Source organism: Odoribacter laneus YIT 12061, from assembly GCF_000243215.1.
Classification (GTDB): Bacteria; Bacteroidota; Bacteroidia; order Bacteroidales; family Marinifilaceae; genus Culturomica; species Culturomica lanea.
The window spans coordinates 1,376,360-1,394,838 of sequence record NZ_JH594596.1 but is presented as its reverse complement, the minus strand read 5'-3'; the positions used below and the strand labels follow the sequence as shown (position 1 = coordinate 1,394,838).

At 40.5% G+C, this 18,479-nt stretch carries 10 protein-coding genes; 6 read left to right on the top strand and 4 right to left on the bottom strand.

Annotation, left to right across the window (positions count from 1 at the left end; translation table 11 throughout):
• Nucleotides 1-5: 5 nt before the first annotated feature.
• On the top strand, nucleotides 6-1,970 hold the full coding sequence (locus HMPREF9449_RS05810) for a sensor histidine kinase (protein WP_009136311.1): 1,965 nt from the start codon (nucleotides 6-8) through the stop codon (nucleotides 1,968-1,970).
• Nucleotides 1,971-2,045: 75 nt separating this feature from the next.
• Here the strand turns inward: HMPREF9449_RS05810 and htpG are convergent, their stop codons facing one another.
• Entirely contained in the window at nucleotides 2,046-4,097 is a 2,052-nt protein-coding gene (gene htpG / locus HMPREF9449_RS05805; RefSeq protein WP_009136310.1) for a molecular chaperone HtpG, read from the bottom strand.
• 419 nt (nucleotides 4,098-4,516) lie between these two features.
• Here htpG and HMPREF9449_RS05800 point away from each other — a divergent pair, with 419 nt between their 5' ends.
• Nucleotides 4,517-5,434: a YitT family protein gene (locus HMPREF9449_RS05800; protein WP_009136309.1), complete on the top strand. Its 918-nt coding sequence runs from the start codon at nucleotides 4,517-4,519 to the stop codon at nucleotides 5,432-5,434.
• A 139-nt stretch (nucleotides 5,435-5,573) separates the two neighbouring features.
• On the opposite strand, the gene HMPREF9449_RS05795 is transcribed toward HMPREF9449_RS05800, so the two are convergent.
• The 3 genes from HMPREF9449_RS05795 to gluP all read right to left on the bottom strand — a co-directional run bounded on the left by HMPREF9449_RS05795 (nucleotide 5,574) and on the right by gluP (nucleotide 8,773).
• Complete coding sequence (locus HMPREF9449_RS05795) at nucleotides 5,574-6,215, bottom strand: carbohydrate-binding family 9-like protein (protein WP_009136308.1); 642 nt, start codon at nucleotides 6,213-6,215, stop codon at nucleotides 5,574-5,576.
• A gap of 170 nt (nucleotides 6,216-6,385) precedes the next feature.
• On the bottom strand, nucleotides 6,386-7,486 hold the full coding sequence (locus HMPREF9449_RS05790; protein WP_009136307.1) for a phosphotransferase enzyme family protein: 1,101 nt from the start codon (nucleotides 7,484-7,486) through the stop codon (nucleotides 6,386-6,388).
• A gap of 81 nt (nucleotides 7,487-7,567) precedes the next feature.
• On the bottom strand, nucleotides 7,568-8,773 hold the full coding sequence (gene gluP / locus HMPREF9449_RS05785) for a glucose/galactose MFS transporter (RefSeq protein WP_009136306.1): 1,206 nt from the start codon (nucleotides 8,771-8,773) through the stop codon (nucleotides 7,568-7,570).
• Nucleotides 8,774-9,021: 248 nt separating this feature from the next.
• Between gluP and HMPREF9449_RS05780 the strand changes: the two genes are divergently transcribed.
• From HMPREF9449_RS05780 to HMPREF9449_RS05765, 4 genes are all read left to right on the top strand, one after another.
• Nucleotides 9,022-10,257, top strand: a complete 1,236-nt coding sequence (locus HMPREF9449_RS05780; RefSeq protein ID WP_009136305.1) for a mechanosensitive ion channel family protein — start codon at nucleotides 9,022-9,024, stop codon at nucleotides 10,255-10,257.
• 196 nt (nucleotides 10,258-10,453) lie between these two features.
• Nucleotides 10,454-14,428, top strand: a complete 3,975-nt coding sequence (locus HMPREF9449_RS05775; RefSeq protein WP_147640131.1) for a hybrid sensor histidine kinase/response regulator — start codon at nucleotides 10,454-10,456, stop codon at nucleotides 14,426-14,428.
• Between the two features lie 110 nt (nucleotides 14,429-14,538).
• Complete coding sequence (locus tag HMPREF9449_RS05770) at nucleotides 14,539-16,344, top strand: glycoside hydrolase family 2 protein (RefSeq protein WP_009136303.1); 1,806 nt, start codon at nucleotides 14,539-14,541, stop codon at nucleotides 16,342-16,344.
• A gap of 48 nt (nucleotides 16,345-16,392) precedes the next feature.
• Entirely contained in the window at nucleotides 16,393-18,474 is a 2,082-nt protein-coding gene (locus HMPREF9449_RS05765; RefSeq protein ID WP_009136302.1) for a SusC/RagA family TonB-linked outer membrane protein, read from the top strand.
• Nucleotides 18,475-18,479: the final 5 nt, after the last annotated feature.

Sequence of the window (18,479 nt, the reverse complement as noted above, 5' to 3'; positions counted from 1 at the left end):
TACGGATGAAAAAATTTCTATTACTGATCTATATTTCTATGGGCTCTTTTTCTTTTCTATTTGGAGGAGATAAGGTAGAAGGGATACACTACCGGGATAGCCTTCAGAAAGTAATAGAATTATTGCCAGCAGACAGTACCCGTTTGTCCTATCTGGAGCGAATGGCTTATTGCCACCAATATCCGCCTTTGGATAAATTTTTTGCTGCTTCTTTATGGGAAGAAAGTATCCGTCAGGAGAATGCCTATTATGAAAATTTAGGAGCTTATTATATGGCAACTTGCTTTGATAAGCGGCATGATCCGGATAGTTTATCGTATTGGGTCGATAAATTAAAAGAGATGGCTCTTCAAAGGGGAACATATGATTATTATCTGGAACAAAAAGCTGCTCTTAGTCGGGCGCAGGCTTCTAAACGAAAGGTAGAGAAAGCGATATATACCGCTAAAGACGTTTTGGAGGAAGCCATACGTTATCGTAGCCATAACGGAGAGATCGCCGCTTATAACAGCTTGGCCTGCGCTTATTCGGTTTCCAGTCGTCGGTCGGAATCATTAGAAATATTAATCAAGGCACATAAACGTTTTACAGAGCGGACAAAATTGAGTTTGCGAGTGGATATACTATCCCGTATTGCGGGTAATTATGGAAATATCGGACAAGACAGTGCAAAAATGCCTTATTTACAGGAAATGACGGAAGTCTTGCAGGAGGTAATGACGAAGGAACCGGAGGCAAAAAATAATTGGACCAATATGGCCATAGATTGTCAGGTGAAATATATCATGCATTTTTTAAATAAAAAGAATTTTTCCCAGGTACAAGAACACATTGAAAAAGCGAAAGCTCTTTTAGCTCCTCATGTGGATCCTGTTTTTTGGCTAAATGTACAACTGATGCAATTGCAGTATTTTTCCCAAACCCGGGAATACGATAAAAGTATTGCTTTGATAGATGAGGTGACCCCTGTAATACTGAAGAATTATGTCTATACTTTTGGGATGTTAATGAGTTACAAAGCTATGACTCAAAAAGACAAGGGGGATATTGAAGGAGCCATTACGACACTTCGGTATTTGATACACACCCAGGACTCGTTGAATAATGCTTTCTCGGCCAGTCAATTGGACCAAGTGAAGGAAGTTTATCATATCGACGAGCTGTTGTTGGAAAAACAAAAGATCAGTAATACGAATCTGATCCGGATACTGAGTGTTTTAGCCATACTTTTTGTGTTGATTTTTTTCTTCTATATTTATACGCGCTCTCTTTCCCGGAAAATTGTCCAATCCGAGAAAGCTGCTGCGGAAGCTGCTGCCCGTTCAGAAGCCAATAACCGGGCCAAAGAACGTCTGCGAACAGAAATCAGTCACGATATACGGATCTCGTTGAATGCCGTTGTCGGATTCGCAGAATTGTTAATGGAGGTGGATGCGGATTTCGATAAAGAAAGTAAAGTAGAATACGGAAAAATCATACAGGAAAATGCAGAACAACTGTTGGACTATGTCAATAATATCCTGGAACTTTCCCGTTTAGAATCGGGTAAAATCAAATATCAGCAGGAAAACTGCGACCTTATGGAAATGTGCCGGGAAGCAATAGATAGGGCTCGTCAATTTGAAAAAAATATAGTTCAGCCTTTTCTACAGACGACCATTCAAGAGATATCCATCACGACAGACCGGAGAAATTTTTTGGCATTGCTTCGAAGTCTTATTATTTTTAAGAAGGAAAGTAATACGGATATTTATCGGACGATTATTCATATCGAACAACATGAAGCAGAGAAGAAGCTGGTGTTTCGTGTGATAAATACGCCTTTGGCCAAGGATTTTCAAGGAAACAGAACAACTTTAGTCCGGAATGAGATTAATTCCCACTTGATTCATTATTTTGGAGGAACCTATGAAGTATATCCGAACGATTCGGAAGCGCCCACCCTTATTTTTACTTATCCTTTATCCTAGCAGAGAGGCCATCCTAAATAAAAAGGTTGTCCAAAAATTTTTTTGGACAACCTTCCAGAGAATGACAGGAAAGGGTTATTTGATCAGCTCTACGCTTCTCTTTACAAATTTGTTGAGCGCTTCTCCTTTGAGAAGGCCGTTGGCTAAAAGAGCCAGATCAATCAATTGTCCCACAATCTTGTTTTCTTTTCCATATTCTGCCAGCAATGTTTCTTTTTGTTGACGCATGGTATTGATTTTTTCGTCATACTCTTTTAAGCGGTCTTTATCGACTTGAGGGATCTCTTCCTCTTTTTTATCTTTGTTCAGTTCATTCAGTTCTGTCTTTTTCCCTTCCATTTCTTTGATTTCGAAATCGAGGGGTTCCAATTTAGCGTTCATTGTTTTCTTTTCGTCGGCCAGTACATCTTTTACCAATTTATGATCTGTATTGACCACTAAAGTATATTGGTCGCCCATTGCTCCGTAAAAGCCCATGCCGGGATTTAAAGCTGCCATCTCTTTCATCCGGCGCATAAATTCGGAACGGGTAACGACAACCGGGTCACTGTCTTCTCCCAAAGCCTCGAAGCTGACTAAAAACATACCGTTGTCTTTAGGCAAGGGAGAGGAAAATACCGGACGGAGGTTATTTTGTTCTTCTTCACTCAGATCGGATTGACGGGCCTCTTCTTTCGGAATTAATTTTTCTACCACATCAGCATCTACTCTCAGGTATTTATGGTCTGAATTTTTCTGTTCCAGATGGTTAATGAAATGAGTGTCTAACTGACCGTCCATTAACAAGACATCGTATCCTTTTGCCTTGGCTTTTTCTATATAGCTGTATTGTTCGGTAGCATCTGTGGCGTAGAGGCAAACTATATTTTTATCTTTATCCGTTTGATTGGCCTGAATCAGATTATCGTATTCTTCAAAAGTGAAATATTTACCGTCGGTGTTTTTCAATAAATAAATATCTTTTGCCCTTTCTGCGAATTTTTCATCCGTCAGTATACCATATTGGATAAAAATTTTCAAATCATCCCATTTCTTTTCATATTCTTCCCGGGTATTTTTGAAAATATCACTTAAGCTATCTACTACTTTTTTGGTAATATGATTGGAAATCTTTTTGACATTCCGGTCGCTTTGCAAATAAGAACGGGATACATTCAGCGGGATATCCGGCGAATCGATCACTCCGTGTAAAAGCGTCAGGTATTCCGGGACAATCCCTTCCACAGAATCTGTTACATAGACCTGATTGCTGTATAATTGTATTTTATTCTTCTGTATTTCGAATTTGTTATTGATCTTAGGGAAATACAGTATACCTGTCAGATTAAAGGGATAATCTACATTTAAATGAATGTGGAAGAGGGGATCTTCAGCCATCGGATATAGTTGATGATAAAACTTGAGATAATCCTCTTCTTTTAAATCGGAAGGTTTACGTGTCCAAGCCGGATTGATATCGTTAATGACATTGTCTTCTTCTGTATCGACATATTTTCCGTCTTTCCATTCTTTCTTTTTGCCGAAAATAATCTCTACCGGTAAGAATTTGCAATATTTGTTCAGTAATTCATTGACTTTGTTATCTTCCAGAAATTCTTTTTCATCGGCATTCAAATGCATAATAATATCTGTACCTCTTTCTGCTTTTTCAATATCATCTAAGGTGTACTCCGGATCGCCGCTACAAGTCCATTTTACAGCCTGTGCCCCTTCTTTATAAGATTTCGTGACAATTTCCACCTTATCGCTTACCATAAAGGCAGAATAGAAACCCAGTCCGAAATGACCGATAATGGTTGCTGCATCGTCCTTATGTTTTTCCAGAAATTCTTCTGCTCCGGAAAAAGCAATTTGATTGATATATTTCTCTACTTCCTCACGGGTCATCCCGATTCCATGATCCGAAACCGTCAATGTTCCTGCCTCTTTGTCAGCTTTTACCCGGATTTTCAAGTCCCCCAGTTCCTCTTTTATTTCTCCCGTAGAAGCCAGTACTTTTAATTTTTGAGTTGCATCTACTGCATTGGAAACGATTTCCCTCAGAAAAATATCATGGTCAGAATAAAGGAATTTTTTGATAATTGGAAATAAATCTTTCGTTGAAACACCTATTTTTCCTGTTGTCATAACATTTGTATTTTATATGATTAATTATATGCTAAAATTTACGCTTTTCTACAGACAATTGTTGTGCCAGAATCGGAAAACTGACAGGATGACAGCATAAATGTTTATCGGTATCCTGGGTGCTTTCATCGGAATTGTCAATCAGGTGGAAAAGCTTTTCAGTTTTTCCAACAGACTTTTAGGAAGCCCGGAAACTTATAAAGCAAAGAAGGGAAAGGAGAAGATCTGATATAAATCATGTTTTTTTCTGGGAGACCCCCTTATATTTGAGCCGTTTTAAAAATAGAAAGATATTCGGTTTATAAGAGAGAGCGTTTGTAAGGCCAGATTGAAAGTGAAATGCAGTCTTTTCAATAGGAAACATTCGTTCCATCAGAATTAAAAGTGGAGTGTTAACTGATTAAAATAATTTTGTAAAAATGAATGCTTTAAATCCTGTTTTTTATAAAGAAAAAATTTTTTCTGCGGCTTGGTTTCGTACCTATGGTTTATTAGTGATCGGTTCTTTTGTCCTGGCCATGGGGTATACTTTTTTTATGACTCCTTATAAAATTGTACCGGGCGGTATTTATGGTATTGCTACGATTTTGCATTATAAATTAGGTTTTCCTATCGGTATGGCGGCTTTGTGTTTCAATTTGCCGTTGAGTTTATGGGGTGTAAAAGTCTTGGGTAAGCAATTTGGTTTGAAGACATTCATTTGCTTTATTCTGGTTGCTTTTTTTGCTGATGGCGTACCCTTTTTATTGGAAAAGTGCGGGCATCCCCATCCGTACGATCCTTTTCAGTTACAGGATGAAGTACTATTAGCCAGTATTTTTGGGGGTGTCGTCATCGGGATAGGGGTCGGTTTAATATTGAAAACCCGCTCTTCCAGCGGAGGAACGGATGTATTTACTTCGATATTGAGTAAATTAACCCGGAAACCTATCGGGATGTTACAGATGATTGTAGATTCCTCTATTGTATTATGCGGTTTATTGGTTTTTCAGGACTGGAAAATTCCTTTTTATTCCTGGCTGACTATTTTCCTGATGGGAAAAGTGATTGATATTGTCATGCAAGGGTATTCAAGTGATAAAACTTTTTTTATTGTAACGGATAAAATAGAAGAAATCCGGCAATATATTCTGGTCGAATTACATAGGGGGGGATCGATCATGCCGGTGAGAGGGATGTTTAACCGTACGGAAAAAGAAATGATTATGACTGTAGTTAGCCGACGGGAAATGGTTACGTTGCAGCGGGCTATTTATAAAATAGATCCTCAGGCTTTTACCACTATACTCAATGCGCAGGAGATTCTGGGACTGGGTTTTAAGCGGCTTGAAGAATAAGTGGCGTTTACTCGAATGTTTAAACGGTCTTTTGCATGCTGTCTGTCAGCAACCCCACACCTCTGTGCTGGGAAGGCATACAGATTTCCCAAAGGAAAAACTTTTCCTTTGGGAACAATTCCCTTTTCCATTTGAGCATCTATTGGAATTCGATGTCTGTAAAAAACTGAGGAACATGAAAGTTGGGCTGGGCTGTGTCGATCGGATACCAGGATAGGAAATGAGGTTCTGAAAGATGATCTCCGCATTTGTATACATTGGCCTTAGCCTGCAGGCCGGATAAACGACGGAAATTGTGTCGGAATAAAAGATGAACCGGAAGGGAAACCAGGAGAGACCAACGGTTATTTCCGTTTTTTTCTTCAAAATTTTCTGTTCCGAGGGTGGAATATCGTTTTATAGACGACATCAATAAAGAGGGGGCATGCAAGGCTGTTTCTCCTTTTTTACGGTAACCGACTAAGGCTTTCCCAATGCAGTTGAATTCACAATTATAATATCCAGCCTCATCCGGTGCAATGAAAAATTCTACACAGGAATCAGTCCATACGGGACCGTTATCCGTATTTACCCTAGCCATCGTATATTTTTCTGTGACATCAAAACGGATAAAAATTTCCTGATCATTATGAGCTATACGAAACTGAACCAGAGGAGAATAAGGATATTGTTCCGGCCAGTTGTTACAGAGGACAGGCTGGGCTGGAATTTCTTCCAAAAGTATACCGGCTTCTTTTAAAGAATCGGGACGAAGGGCGGAAATTTTTTTAACCTGAAACATAGCTGGCGATAGCGTGGAAAAAGGTATCCGAAAAATCCTGTTCCGGAAAATAGGAAATTCATACTTTCTGCTGAAAACAGTTCACTTCTTGGCTGATAGATAGCCGAACGAGCTTTTTCAGGTGTGGGAATATCCTGCAAGAAACGGATTTTGGGGATACCTTTTTCGGTTTATTTATACTTTGCAATTTCTTCTTTTACGATAGAACACATCTGTTCATATTGAGCTTCCATACTTTGTAAAAGCTTGTGTTGTGCTCTTGCCCGGACCAGATTGTGTACCTGATTTTTCACTTTATAATATTTATCTCCGTCTATATAATCCATTAAAAAGCGGAGAACTTGTTCGTAGGTAATATATTTGGCTGAGAAAGCCAGATAATCAATTTCGGCGGGATTAAGGAATTGGGCAGTTTCGGACAGATAACCTTGGGTATAACCCCGGAATATATCCAGATTCATGGATACGTTGTCCAAATTCTCGTCATCTTCCAAGCCGGTATTGGTATAAGAACGCATTGCATCCCCGTAGTCGTTCAGACAAGTACTACTCAATACGGTATCGAGATCGATCACGCAAAGCACATTGCCTTGTTTATCGAACAGGATATTATTGATTTTAGTGTCATTATGGGTAACCCGGGTCGGGATAGTACCGTTTTCCACTAATTCCCAGAAGTGCAGCATTTCTTCCCGCCGGCGTTCGATCCATTGAATTTCGCTGGGGACAGTGGCTTTCCGTCCCACAGGATCTTTTGCTAATACCTGGTCCCATTGTTGGAAACGGTAGCGTATATTGTGGAATCCCGGCAGGATATCCGTTAAAGGTTCTGTAAAATCGGATAACATGGCCTGGAACTTTCCGATCCCTTTGCCTCCCTGATAAGCAAGTTCCGGTGTGTCGGCCTTTTGATAGGCAATCGTATCCCCGATAAATACACATACTGCCCAGTATTCACCGTCTTCGTCTTGATAATACAGTTTCCCGTCTTTTGTCGGAGTAATCGTCAGAGCTTCCCGCATCGGATCGCCTCCTTGGGCGACAATTTTATTTTTCAAATGCGTGGTTACCTGCTGAATATTTTCCATCATAGCTGGAATATTCTGAAAAATATTTTTGTTTTTCCGTTGCAGGATATAATTCGGTGCAGTAGCTTCTGCTGTGGTAATCATTAAGGTGTCGTTGATAAAACCTTCTCCAAGCGGTTTAACTGTTAAAATCGTTCCTTCCAGTTGAAACTGGTTACAAATACTGTTCAGTCTATTTTCCATAATATTTTAATACAATTTTATAATTTAAAGTAGCCTCCGTGCTTTACCTTGCGCGCGCAATAAAGCACGGAGGCATACTGTTTATTTTGTTCTGATTTTATGTCCGGTTAAGGCATAATACAAAATATAGATAAAACAAGGTAAGCAGATCCAATAGGCATTTTGCATACCGTAATTATCCGTTAAAAAGCCTAACAAAGGCAAAATGATTACCGGTCCGGCCATCGCCATAATCAGCAAAGAAGAACCTGCTTTTGTGAATTTTCCCAGATCGGCCATTGCCAACGGCCATAATGCCGGCCACATCAGAGAACAACCCAAAGCAATCAGGGAGATAAACCAGATCGAAAGGCTATCCGAGACAAGCACGACTAATAAAGAGCCGAGTATAGCAATTACGGAGCATATTTTCAAGGCTGTAGCTTGATTTAAGTACCGCGGTATTAAAACAATTCCACATATATAACCGATCACTAGGCCGATGGGAGCAATCCAGGCATAGAGGTCTGCATAAGGTAAATTCAGGTAAGTTGCATAATCTACCAAACTACTCAATGCAACTGTTTCGGCTCCTACATAGAAAAATAAAGCCAAACAACCCAAAAGCAAATGAGGAAACTGAAAAATACTCGTTTTATTGGCTGCATAAGGACAAGCATCGGCATTGTCTTCGTCTTCCCCGACGGCTTTTACTTCGGGAAGGGGAGCCAGCAAAGAAATAATCCCCAATAAAATAAATACACCTATAATAATATAGAATGGTATAAACAAATCGGCGATTACCGTGTCCTTTATGTTTTTACCGATGATCCAGGTGAGGAAGAGCGGGGCCACCGGCCAAGCCAGTTTATTGCAGATCCCCATAATACTGATCCGTTTGGCCGCACTTTCCAGGGGACCTAAAATCGTTACATAAGGATTTACAGAGGCCTGAAGATAGGCATTAGCTGCTCCACTGATGAAACAAGCAACCAAAAACAAAGAGAAACTTTCCTGATGAGCAGCCGGGATGAAGAGTCCGAAAGCTATGGCAAACATCAGAAAAGATAAAGCCATGGTCCGCTTATAACCCATAGCTTTAATGGTCATGGAAGCCGGATAACCGAATATAAGGAAAGGTAAAAAAGTTACGGCTATGATAAAATACGATACTCCGGACGAAATTTCCAGAGAACCTTTTAGTACCGGAATGAGATAGGAATTGATCCCAAGTGCAAATCCTATCGCAAAAAACATCATGCCGACGAATGCTAACGGCATGGCGTAGTTTTTCTTTTCGTGTGTCATTAGGTTAAATTGTTAGTTGATTAATAAGACAATAAGACGCGCAATCAGTTGGTTAAAAAGTTGTTTCTTTTTAAACGACGTAAAAATAATAAAAATAATGACTTTGTAAAATATTTTATTTGAAAAATAATGATAAGTAAAAACTCTTCAATTCTTTGAAAGCTTTTAAAGCTTGTGCCAATAAGGGCGGGTTACAGCTAACAAATCTTGTCTTTCTCCGTATAAATTTTAATTAAAAGATAAAATTTATGGATAAAAAAGGATGGTTGGATTTTTTAGGCATTTCTGTGCATAATCCTCATACGGAAGTCATTCTTGATATCATATTTCACTCTGTTATTGTAGCGCTGATAGCCGCCTTGCTTTATTTTGTAATCAACAAATGGTTGTCTTTACTGATTTGGAAAATCATGGGGAAAACCAAGCGTTCGTGGCATGACATTATATATAAGCAACGTTTTTTCAACAAACTTTCCTATTTAATTCCTCCCTTGGCTGCTTATATTATATTAGAGAATATACCTTGGGCTAAAGTCTATATACTGCAACGGCTGGTCGATATCTGGATGGTTGTCGTCAGTATGATTATATTCAGTAACTTGTTGAGTACAATTAATAATATTTATGAAAGTTATCCGATAGCCAAAAATCGTCCTATCCGGGTTTTTATTCAGGTATTAAAGACATTTATTTATACGGTTGTAGTCATTATTGTCATCAGTATTATGGTAAATAAATCTCCGGAACATCTGATTGTGGGATTGGGTGCTTTCGCTGCTGTTTTGCTGTTGATATTTAAGGATTCGATTCTGGGTTTTGTAGCAGGCGTACAATTATTGGCCAATAAAATGATCCGGATCGGGGATTGGATTGTAATGCCGAGTAATAATGCCAACGGAGTGGTGCTGGAAATTAATTTATATACCGTGAAAGTACAAAACTGGGATATGACGATTTCTACTATTCCTACTTATCAATTGGTCTCTCAGTCTTTTATTAACTGGAGAGGAATGCAGGAATCCAACGGCCGGCGGATTGAGCGTTATGTAAGCATAGATATCAGCACGGTACATTTTTTGTCTCCAGAAGAAATAGAAGGTTTCAGATCGTCCGTTTATCTGAAAGAATACATTGAAAAAATGCTTTCTACCTTGGAAAATATGAATAAAAACAAAGGGACAATTCTGGATGAACGGAAACTGACAAACTTGGGGATTTTCCGGGAATATATGGAATTCTGGTTAGAAGCGAATCCCGATATCAATAACGATATGACGCATATGGTCCGGCAATTGCAACCGACGGCTGTAGGAATCCCTATTCAAATTTATTGTTTTTCCTTGAAACAGGAATGGATCGCTTATGAAAAGGTACAATCCGACATCTTCGATCATATTCTGGCTGTTGTCCCTCATTTTAATTTAAAAATTTTTCAATATCCAGCTGAAATGTTTGTACCGGGAGAAAATACGAAAGTTTCCTAAACTTCTCTCTGTTTCCTTCGGGTGTATTTAACTCTGTTAAATAGATATTTCCAAACTTGAATGTTTGCAAACGAATATTGTATGTACTATATTTGTTGAAGAATAACAGTTATTGGGAAATATTTACAATTGTATGAATAAGGGATTAAAGAGCTCTCTTTGTGTTTGTGCAAAAATAATAGCAGGGTGTTATTTTATGTGCATCGGGAGCGTATCGGAAGCTTGGGGTATGCCGGGAGATAAAAGATATTATCTGCGGAATTTAAGTATTAAAGAAGGACTTTCCCAGAATACGGTAAATACGGTCTTACAGGACCGGCAAGGATTTATGTGGTTCGGCACAAAAGATGGCCTGAATCGTTTTGATGGCCTTTCTTTAAAAGTATTCCGGCGGGAGTTTGGTAACCCCCGGAGTATAGGAAATAATATTATTACGACCTTGTATGAAGGTAAAGACGGTAATTTGTGGGTAGGTACGGATGCTGGTTTATATATTTACCGTCCGGAAAAAGAGGAATTTGATCGTTTTGCTGTTTCTACGGGGGAAGGAGTTCAGATAGAAGAAACGGTTACTATGATCGGAAATGATTCCGTGGGACAGATTTGGATGGCAGTGGAGAGACAGGGAATTTTCCGGTATGATCCGGGAAAGAAAGAGTTGAGAAACTATCCGTTAAACCGGAAAAAAAACCATCAGGCAAATGTACAATGTTTTGCATTTGACGGAAAAGGCCGGATGTGGATCGGCTTTTTTGGGGAAGGCCTGTGGTATTCAGAAGATGGATTGGAAACGCTTGTCCCTTTTCAAACCCCAAGGGGAGAGAAGGTTTTTGCGGAAGACATTGTTTCGCGTATACTGCCCGGGCCTTATAATTGTTTGTATGTCGCTTCTGCAAAAGGAGGGTTGAGAGAGGTTAACCTGACTTCGGGTAAAGTCCGGGATTTACTGGTGAGTGATGAAAATCGTCAGAATTTATGGGTGAGGGATATTTGTCTTTATTCGGACGCTGAAATCTGGGTCGGTTCGGAATCCGGAGTATTTATTTATAATATACGTACGGATCATTACACTCACTTGATAACTTCCGGAGAAGATCCGTATGCCCTTTCGGATAATGCTGTTTACTCTTTTTGCAAAGATAAGGAAGGGGGAATATGGATTGGCACTTATTTCGGAGGAGTAGATTATTATCCGGTTCCTTATACTTATTTTGAAAAATATTATCCTCTTCATCATTCCAATAGTTTGCATGGAAGGCGGGTGAGGGAATTTTGTCCGGCTCCAGACGGCTCTGTATGGATCGGAACAGAAGACGGCGGATTAAACCGTTTTGATCCTGTGACGAAAAAATTCTATTTTTTTGAGCCGAGCCGGGAGTTCCGGAATGTACATGCTTTGTGTATGGACGGAGAATTTCTTTGGATCGGAACTTTTTCCAAAGGTTTAAAAGTATTGAACACTAAAACGGGTAAAATAAGAAGTTATTCCCGCGGTGTTGCTCCGAACAGTTTAAATGATAACAGTGTTTTTTCCATTTTTAAAACTTCTGCCGGAGATATTTGGTTGGGGACTCTTTTCGGATTACTGCAATACGATCGGGAAAAGGATTGTTTTATTCGTATACCGGAATTGGAAGGAAAATTTATTCACGATATCAAAGAGGATGCTCAGGGAAATATGTGGCTGGCAACGTATGCAAACGGAGCCTGGAAGTTTGATGTGAAAAATAAGAAATGGGTAAATTTTTTACAGGATGACAGGGATACAAGCAGTCTTCCATACAATAAAGTATTGAGCATATACGAAGATACTCATCGTCAGGTATGGCTGACCACCCAGGGAGGCGGATTTTGCCGGTATTGTCCGGAGACGGAAAACTTTGTGCGTTATACTATGCGGGAAGGATTGCCTAATGATGTCGTCTATCAAATTGTGGAGGATAAAGAAGGATACTTTTGGTTGACGACGAATAAAGGATTATTGCGCTTTGACCGGGAGAAAGGGGAGTTTAAATCGTTTACGATTGCTAATGGATTGCTTTGTAACCAATTCAACTATCGTTCGAGCTTAAAAACACCGGATGGAAAGATTTACTTGGGAAGTATAGAGGGGTTTATCGTGTTTGATCCCCAGAATTTTCAAGAGAATAAATACATTCCTCCGGTTGCCGTTACAGATTTCTGGCTGTTCAATAATCGGGTGGAAGTAGGAGAGGAGAATTCTCCTTTGAAAAAAAGCATTATTATTTCAGACACTTTGGTACTCAAGTCGAATCAAAATTCATTCTCTTTTCGGATCGCAGCTCTCAGTTACCAGGCTCCGGAGATGAATCAATTGATGTATCGGCTGGACGGATTCGATTCAGATTGGCAACCTTCGGACCGCGGTCCTTTGATTACTTATTCTAACCTAAAACACGGAGATTATATTTTTAGAGTGAAAGCTTCCAATAGCGATGGGGTATGGAATGAGCAGGAAAGAATATTATATGTATCTGTTTTACCTCCTTTTTATTTATCCGGATGGGCTTATAGTTTATATGTATTACTGGGTATCGCTTCTATTCTTTATACCCTGTTTTATTTCAGACGACGGAATGCTCGTCATTACCGATTACAGGCGGAGAAATTTGAAAGGGAAAAAGAAAGGGAAATCTATCGGGCGAAAATCGATTTTTTTACAAATGTGGCCCATGAAATCCGAACACCTTTGACGTTGATAAAAGGACCGTTGGAAAATATACTGATGAAAAAAGAAATACAACCGGAGGTAGAAGAGGATTTGAATATTATGAACCGAAATACCGAACGGTTGTTGAATTTGACCAACCAGTTGCTGGATTTCCGGAAAACAGAGGTGAAAGGATTCCGGTTAAATTTTGTAGAACGTAACATTTCAGCTTTGATCCGGGAAACAGGACTGCGTTTTTTGCCTTTGGCGAAACAAAAGGAAATAGAATTTTCTATGGATATTCCAGAAGGAGAATTTATGGCCCATGTGGACCAGGAAGCCTTTACCAAAATCCTCAGTAATTTATTTAGTAATGCTGTAAAATATGGGGATACTCGCATTACGGTAAAGCTGGATACCGGGCAAGCTGACGGATTCGCGATAGAAGTGGCCAACGACGGAGTTATTGTCCCCCCCGAGGTCAGAACAGAAATTTTTAAACCTTTTGTTCAATATCAGGATCAGGAAATTAAAGAGGTGACGGGAGGTTCCGGAATCGGCCTGGCCTTGGCACGTTCTCTGGCAGAACTGCATCAGGGATCTTTGAAGATGACAGAGGAAACAGACCGGAATTGTTTTGTATTGCTCTTGCCCATTACTCAAAAAGGAGTAATCCGTTTAAAACCGGAAGTTCAGGAACAGCATAACAGGGAATTGGATATCCGGGAGAACAAGGCGATAAATAAAAATAAACCCATTGCTTTAATTGTGGAAGACGATCCGGATATGTTGGTTTTTCTGGAACGTCAATTGTCCGTATATTATAATGTAATAAAAGCAATAGACGGAAAAAAAGCATTGGAGATTTTGGATTCCACCTATGTGAATATAGTCGTTAGCGACGTCGTTATGCCTTGTATGGATGGGTTTGAACTTTGTCATCGCTTGAAATCGGATGTCAATTATAGTCATATCCCGGTCGTTTTACTGACGGCTAAAACCAATATGCAATCCAAAATCGAAGGCTTGGAGATGGGAGCGGATGCGTATATTGAAAAACCTTTTTCAGTTGAATTTTTATATGCAACTCTGGCTAACTTGTTGCAAAACCGTGAGAAATTGAGGGAAACTTATGCCCGTTCCCCTCTAGTAGCTTCCAATACGATGGCCCTGTCGAAAGCAGATGAGGAATTTTTGAAAAAATTGCATGAAATTATACGGGCTAATTTACACAACCCGGATTTTGGCATGGACGATGTAGCCGATGCTCTTTATATGAGCCGATCCAGTTTCTATAGAAAGATTCGCGGATTATCGGATTTAACCCCGAATGATTATTTGCGCTTGGAACGATTGAAAAAAGCGGCTGAATTATTACAGGAAGGAAAATATCCGGTGAGTGAGATTTGTTATCTCGTCGGTTTTAATACCCCTTCTTATTTTACCAAGTGTTTTTTAAAACAATTTGGAGTACTACCTAAGGATTTTGCCGGAAAATAAAGGATTGAGACGAATGTTCTATTATCTGGGATAATTGTTTTTAAAAGGAAGGAGGTTGTCATATACTTTTGTTAGAGAAATTTAATTCTCGAAAATAAAAGTTGTGACTTATGCGTGGAATAATACTTTTTTTAATAATTGTTTGGACCGGATTTTCTTCTTTTGCTCAATGGCAGCCTGCCGGTGATCGGCTGATGACGCGTTGGGGGAAAGAATTGAGGCCGGATCGGGTATGGCAGGAATATCCCCGTCCGATTATGGAACGGGAAGTTTGGAAAAATCTGAACGGCCTGTGGGAATATGCAGTGGTTCCGATGGGGAGCCCTGAACCAGAGACTTATGAAGGGCAAATATTGGTGCCTTTTGCGTTGGAATCTGCTCTTTCCGGAGTAGGGCGGGTTTTAGAGGCGAATGAAGAATTGTGGTATAAGCGGGAGTTTCAAATAGATCCTGCTTGGAAAAAGAAACGAATCCTTTTACATTTTGAAGCGGTGGACTGGAAAACGGATGTTTGGGTAAATGGCGTGAAAGTGGGAAATCATAGTGGGGGGTATACTCCTTTTACTTTCGATATTACATCGGCATTGGTAAAGGGGGATAATCGGCTGACAGTGCGGGTAAGCGATCCTACGGATCAGGGAATTCAACCCCGGGGAAAACAAGTGAGGCGTCCGGAAGGGATTTGGTACACTTCTGTCAGTGGGATCTGGCAAACGGTTTGGCTGGAGCCGGTGCCGGAACATTCTATTTCCTATTTACGGGTAACTCCCGATATCGACCGGCGGATATTGTCGGTAGAGGTTTCTACGGAAAGCAAAGGGGTTGTGCAGGTCGAGGTGAGCGCTGGAGGGAAAACTGTTTCTTCTTCCCGTTCCTTATGCGGTCAGCGTATAGAAGTGCCTATGCCTGCTGATATGCTGTTGTGGAGTCCAGAGAATCCTTTTTTGTATGATTTGTCTATTTCTTTGTGGGAGGGAAACCGTTGTGTGGATCGGGTAAAAAGTTATGCCGCTATGCGCAAATATTCGGTGAAGCGGGATGAAAGCGGTATTGTGCGGTTGCAGTTGAATAATCAGGATTTATTTCAGTATGGTCCTTTGGATCAGGGATGGTGGCCGGATGGATTGTATACGGCTCCGAGCGATTCGGCTTTGCTTTACGATATTGCAAAGACGAAGGAATGGGGATTTAATATGATCCGCAAGCATGTTAAAGTAGAGCCGGCGCGTTGGTATTACCATTGCGACCGTCTGGGCATGATCGTTTGGCAGGATATGCCAAACGGGGACCGCGGTCCGGAATGGCAAAACCGGAATTATTTCAAAGGCACAGAATACGTCCGGAGCAGTTTTTCAGAATCCGTCTACCGCAAGGAATGGCAATCGATCATCGATCATCTTTATTCTTATCCTTGTATTGGAGTGTGGGTGCCTTTCAACGAGGCTTGGGGGCAATTTAAAACGGAGGAAATCGTTCGCTGGACAAAAGATTACGATCCGGGCCGGCTGGTGAATCCGGCCAGTGGAGGAAATCATTACACCTGCGGAGATATATTGGATCTCCACAATTATCCTACTCCAGAGCTTTATTTGTATGATGCGCAGCGGGCAACTGTTTTAGGCGAATTTGGCGGAATCGGTCTGGTTTGCAAAGAGCATTTGTGGGAGCCTTCCCTCAACTGGGGGTATATTGAACTTACAAGTAACGAGGAGGCGATGGCAGAATATGAAAAATATGCCACAATACTTAAAAATCTGATTTGCAGAGGATTTTCAGCAGCTGTATATACTCAAACAACAGATGTCGAGAGGGAAGTAAATGGCTTTATGACTTATGACCGGGAAAAAGTAAAATTGGATGAAAATAAACTTAGGGAAATCAATAAGGAAATATGTAATTCTTTAGAGAAGAAATAATTCCGCAGTAGAATATTATACATCTAACTAATAAATAGGATACATTCTATGAAAAAATCTAAAATTGTTCAAATGTACTGGGGAAGACGACAGTTTACTGCTTCTGCGGTAGCTGTAGCATTCCTTTCGTTATTACCAACTTGGGAATCTGGAGCCGTGTATGGGAGTTTACCGGCAAAAACGAGTTTCGCTTTTACTGGTAACCCGGGCTCCTTCGAAAAGGAAAATTTGTTTATTCCCGGTTTTTATGAAAACGATTCCGAGGGCTTACAGCAGACGAAAAAGATCACGGTGAAAGGGTATGTCGCAGATGAAAAAGGGGAACCCATGATTGGGGTAAACATTCGTATTCCTGGCACAGGAACCGGTACGACAACGGATCTCGACGGTAATTTTGTTCTGTTGGTGCCAGAAGGAACTAAAAAGCTTTTATTTACTTCTGTCGGGTATAAAGATATGGAGGTGGTGGTAAAGCCGGAGATGGAAGTGAAGATGGAGGTCGATGCTCAGGCGATGGAAGAAGTCGTGGTGGTCGGTTATGGAAAACAGAAAAAAGTATCGGTTACCGGTGCACTTTCTACCATTGCTTCTGAGGAAGTGTTAAAAGTATCTACTCCTTCGTTGTCGAATGCTTTGGCCGGACAAATGCCGGGTATTATCAGTCGTCAGACCAGCGGGGAACCGGGTTATGATCAAGCGCAGGTATATATCCGGGGAATTGCTTCTTTCGGAAACAATAATCCTTTGGTATTGATTGATGGAGTGGAACGGGACTTAAATCAGATCAATGCTCAGGAAGTGGAAAGTTTTACTATACTGAAGGATGCTTCTGCTACGGCTGTATATGGAGCCAGGGGGGCGAACGGAGTGATTCTGATTACCACCAAGCGGGGGGTAACGGGTAAACCTCATATTACTTTCCGGGCGGAAGCTGCTGTATTACAGGCTTTACGTTTACCGAAATATGTCAATGGATTTGAATATGCTTCTTTGATGAACGAGGCCTTGCGTTTTTCCGGTCAACAGGAAAGATGGACGCCAGAGGAATTACAAAAATATGCTGACGGTTCCGATCCTTACCTTTATCCGAGTGTAGATTGGGCAGATGAGGTGTTGCATAAAACTTCCTGGCAAACCATTAATAACTTGAGTGTGACCGGAGGAACAGATATTTTCAAGTATTATATGAATGTCGGTTTTACCTTACAGGACGGATTGTATCGGGAAGATCCATCCAATAAATACAACACGAATGCCAATGTAAAGCGTTATAATTTCCGAAGTAATATCGATGTGGCTTTGGCTAAAAACTTCACTTTACAGTTGGGATTGGGAGGAATTATTCAGAACGGAAATTATCCAGGCTTTAGTTCTCCTGATATTTTTCAAGCCATGCAGATGATTTCTCCGATAGCTTATCCCGCTCGTAATCCGGACGGGACACCGGGAGGAGCTCAGGCTTATGTCGGATTTAATCCTTGGGGACGGGTAACCCAATCGGGGTATTCTACTCAGGACCGGACGACTCTGCAGGCGAGTTTCGGTGCAAACTGGGAGTTGGATTTCTTATTAAAAGGATTGTCTTTGAGAGGATTATTCTCTTACGATCGGTATACCCAGACCAATAACGTACGGATTAAGGAATTTGAAGTAAAACGTTATTTGGGAAAAGATCCGGAAACCGGAGAAGATTTATACAGTCCTGTATTTCGGGAAGAAAAACCTTTAGGGTATGAACGGGAAAATAGTGCTAACCGGGCTATTTATCTGGAAGCTCAGGTAAATTACAACCGGACTTTTGGGATGCACAATATTACCGGTATGTTACTATTCAACCAACGGGAATATGTGGATCTGAATGCGGATTCCAGAGGAAATATCCCGTATCGTCGTCGTGGATTTGCCGGACGTATTACTTATAGTATTGCTGATAAATATCTTTTGGAAGGGAATTTTGGTTATAACGGTTCAGAAAACTTCCCGAAAGGAAAACGATTTGGTTTCTTCCCTTCCGGGTCTTTGGGGTGGATAGTGTCGAATGAAAATTTCTGGGGAATTGATGCGATTAATCGTTTGAAGTTGAGAGTATCTTATGGTAAGGTGGGTAATGATCTTGAGTTCAACTTATAAATGCA

What these genes read in the sequence shown, in the direction of transcription:
- gluP (WP_009136306.1), bottom strand. Translation starts at nt 8,773, where the DNA reads ATGACACACGAAAAGAAAAACTACGCCATGCCGTTAGCATTCGTCGGC.
- HMPREF9449_RS05790 (WP_009136307.1), bottom strand. Translation starts at nt 7,486, where the DNA reads ATGGAAAATAGACTGAACAGTATTTGTAACCAGTTTCAACTGGAAGGA.
- HMPREF9449_RS05810 (WP_009136311.1), top strand. Translation starts at nt 6, where the DNA reads ATGAAAAAATTTCTATTACTGATCTATATTTCTATGGGCTCTTTTTCT.
- htpG (WP_009136310.1), bottom strand. Translation starts at nt 4,097, where the DNA reads ATGACAACAGGAAAAATAGGTGTTTCAACGAAAGATTTATTTCCAATT.
- HMPREF9449_RS05780 (WP_009136305.1), top strand. Translation starts at nt 9,022, where the DNA reads ATGGATAAAAAAGGATGGTTGGATTTTTTAGGCATTTCTGTGCATAAT.
- HMPREF9449_RS05775 (WP_147640131.1), top strand. Translation starts at nt 10,454, where the DNA reads ATGTGCATCGGGAGCGTATCGGAAGCTTGGGGTATGCCGGGAGATAAA.
- HMPREF9449_RS05765 (WP_009136302.1), top strand. Translation starts at nt 16,393, where the DNA reads ATGAAAAAATCTAAAATTGTTCAAATGTACTGGGGAAGACGACAGTTT.
- HMPREF9449_RS05770 (WP_009136303.1), top strand. Translation starts at nt 14,539, where the DNA reads ATGCGTGGAATAATACTTTTTTTAATAATTGTTTGGACCGGATTTTCT.
- HMPREF9449_RS05800 (WP_009136309.1), top strand. Translation starts at nt 4,517, where the DNA reads ATGAATGCTTTAAATCCTGTTTTTTATAAAGAAAAAATTTTTTCTGCG.
- HMPREF9449_RS05795 (WP_009136308.1), bottom strand. Translation starts at nt 6,215, where the DNA reads ATGTTTCAGGTTAAAAAAATTTCCGCCCTTCGTCCCGATTCTTTAAAA.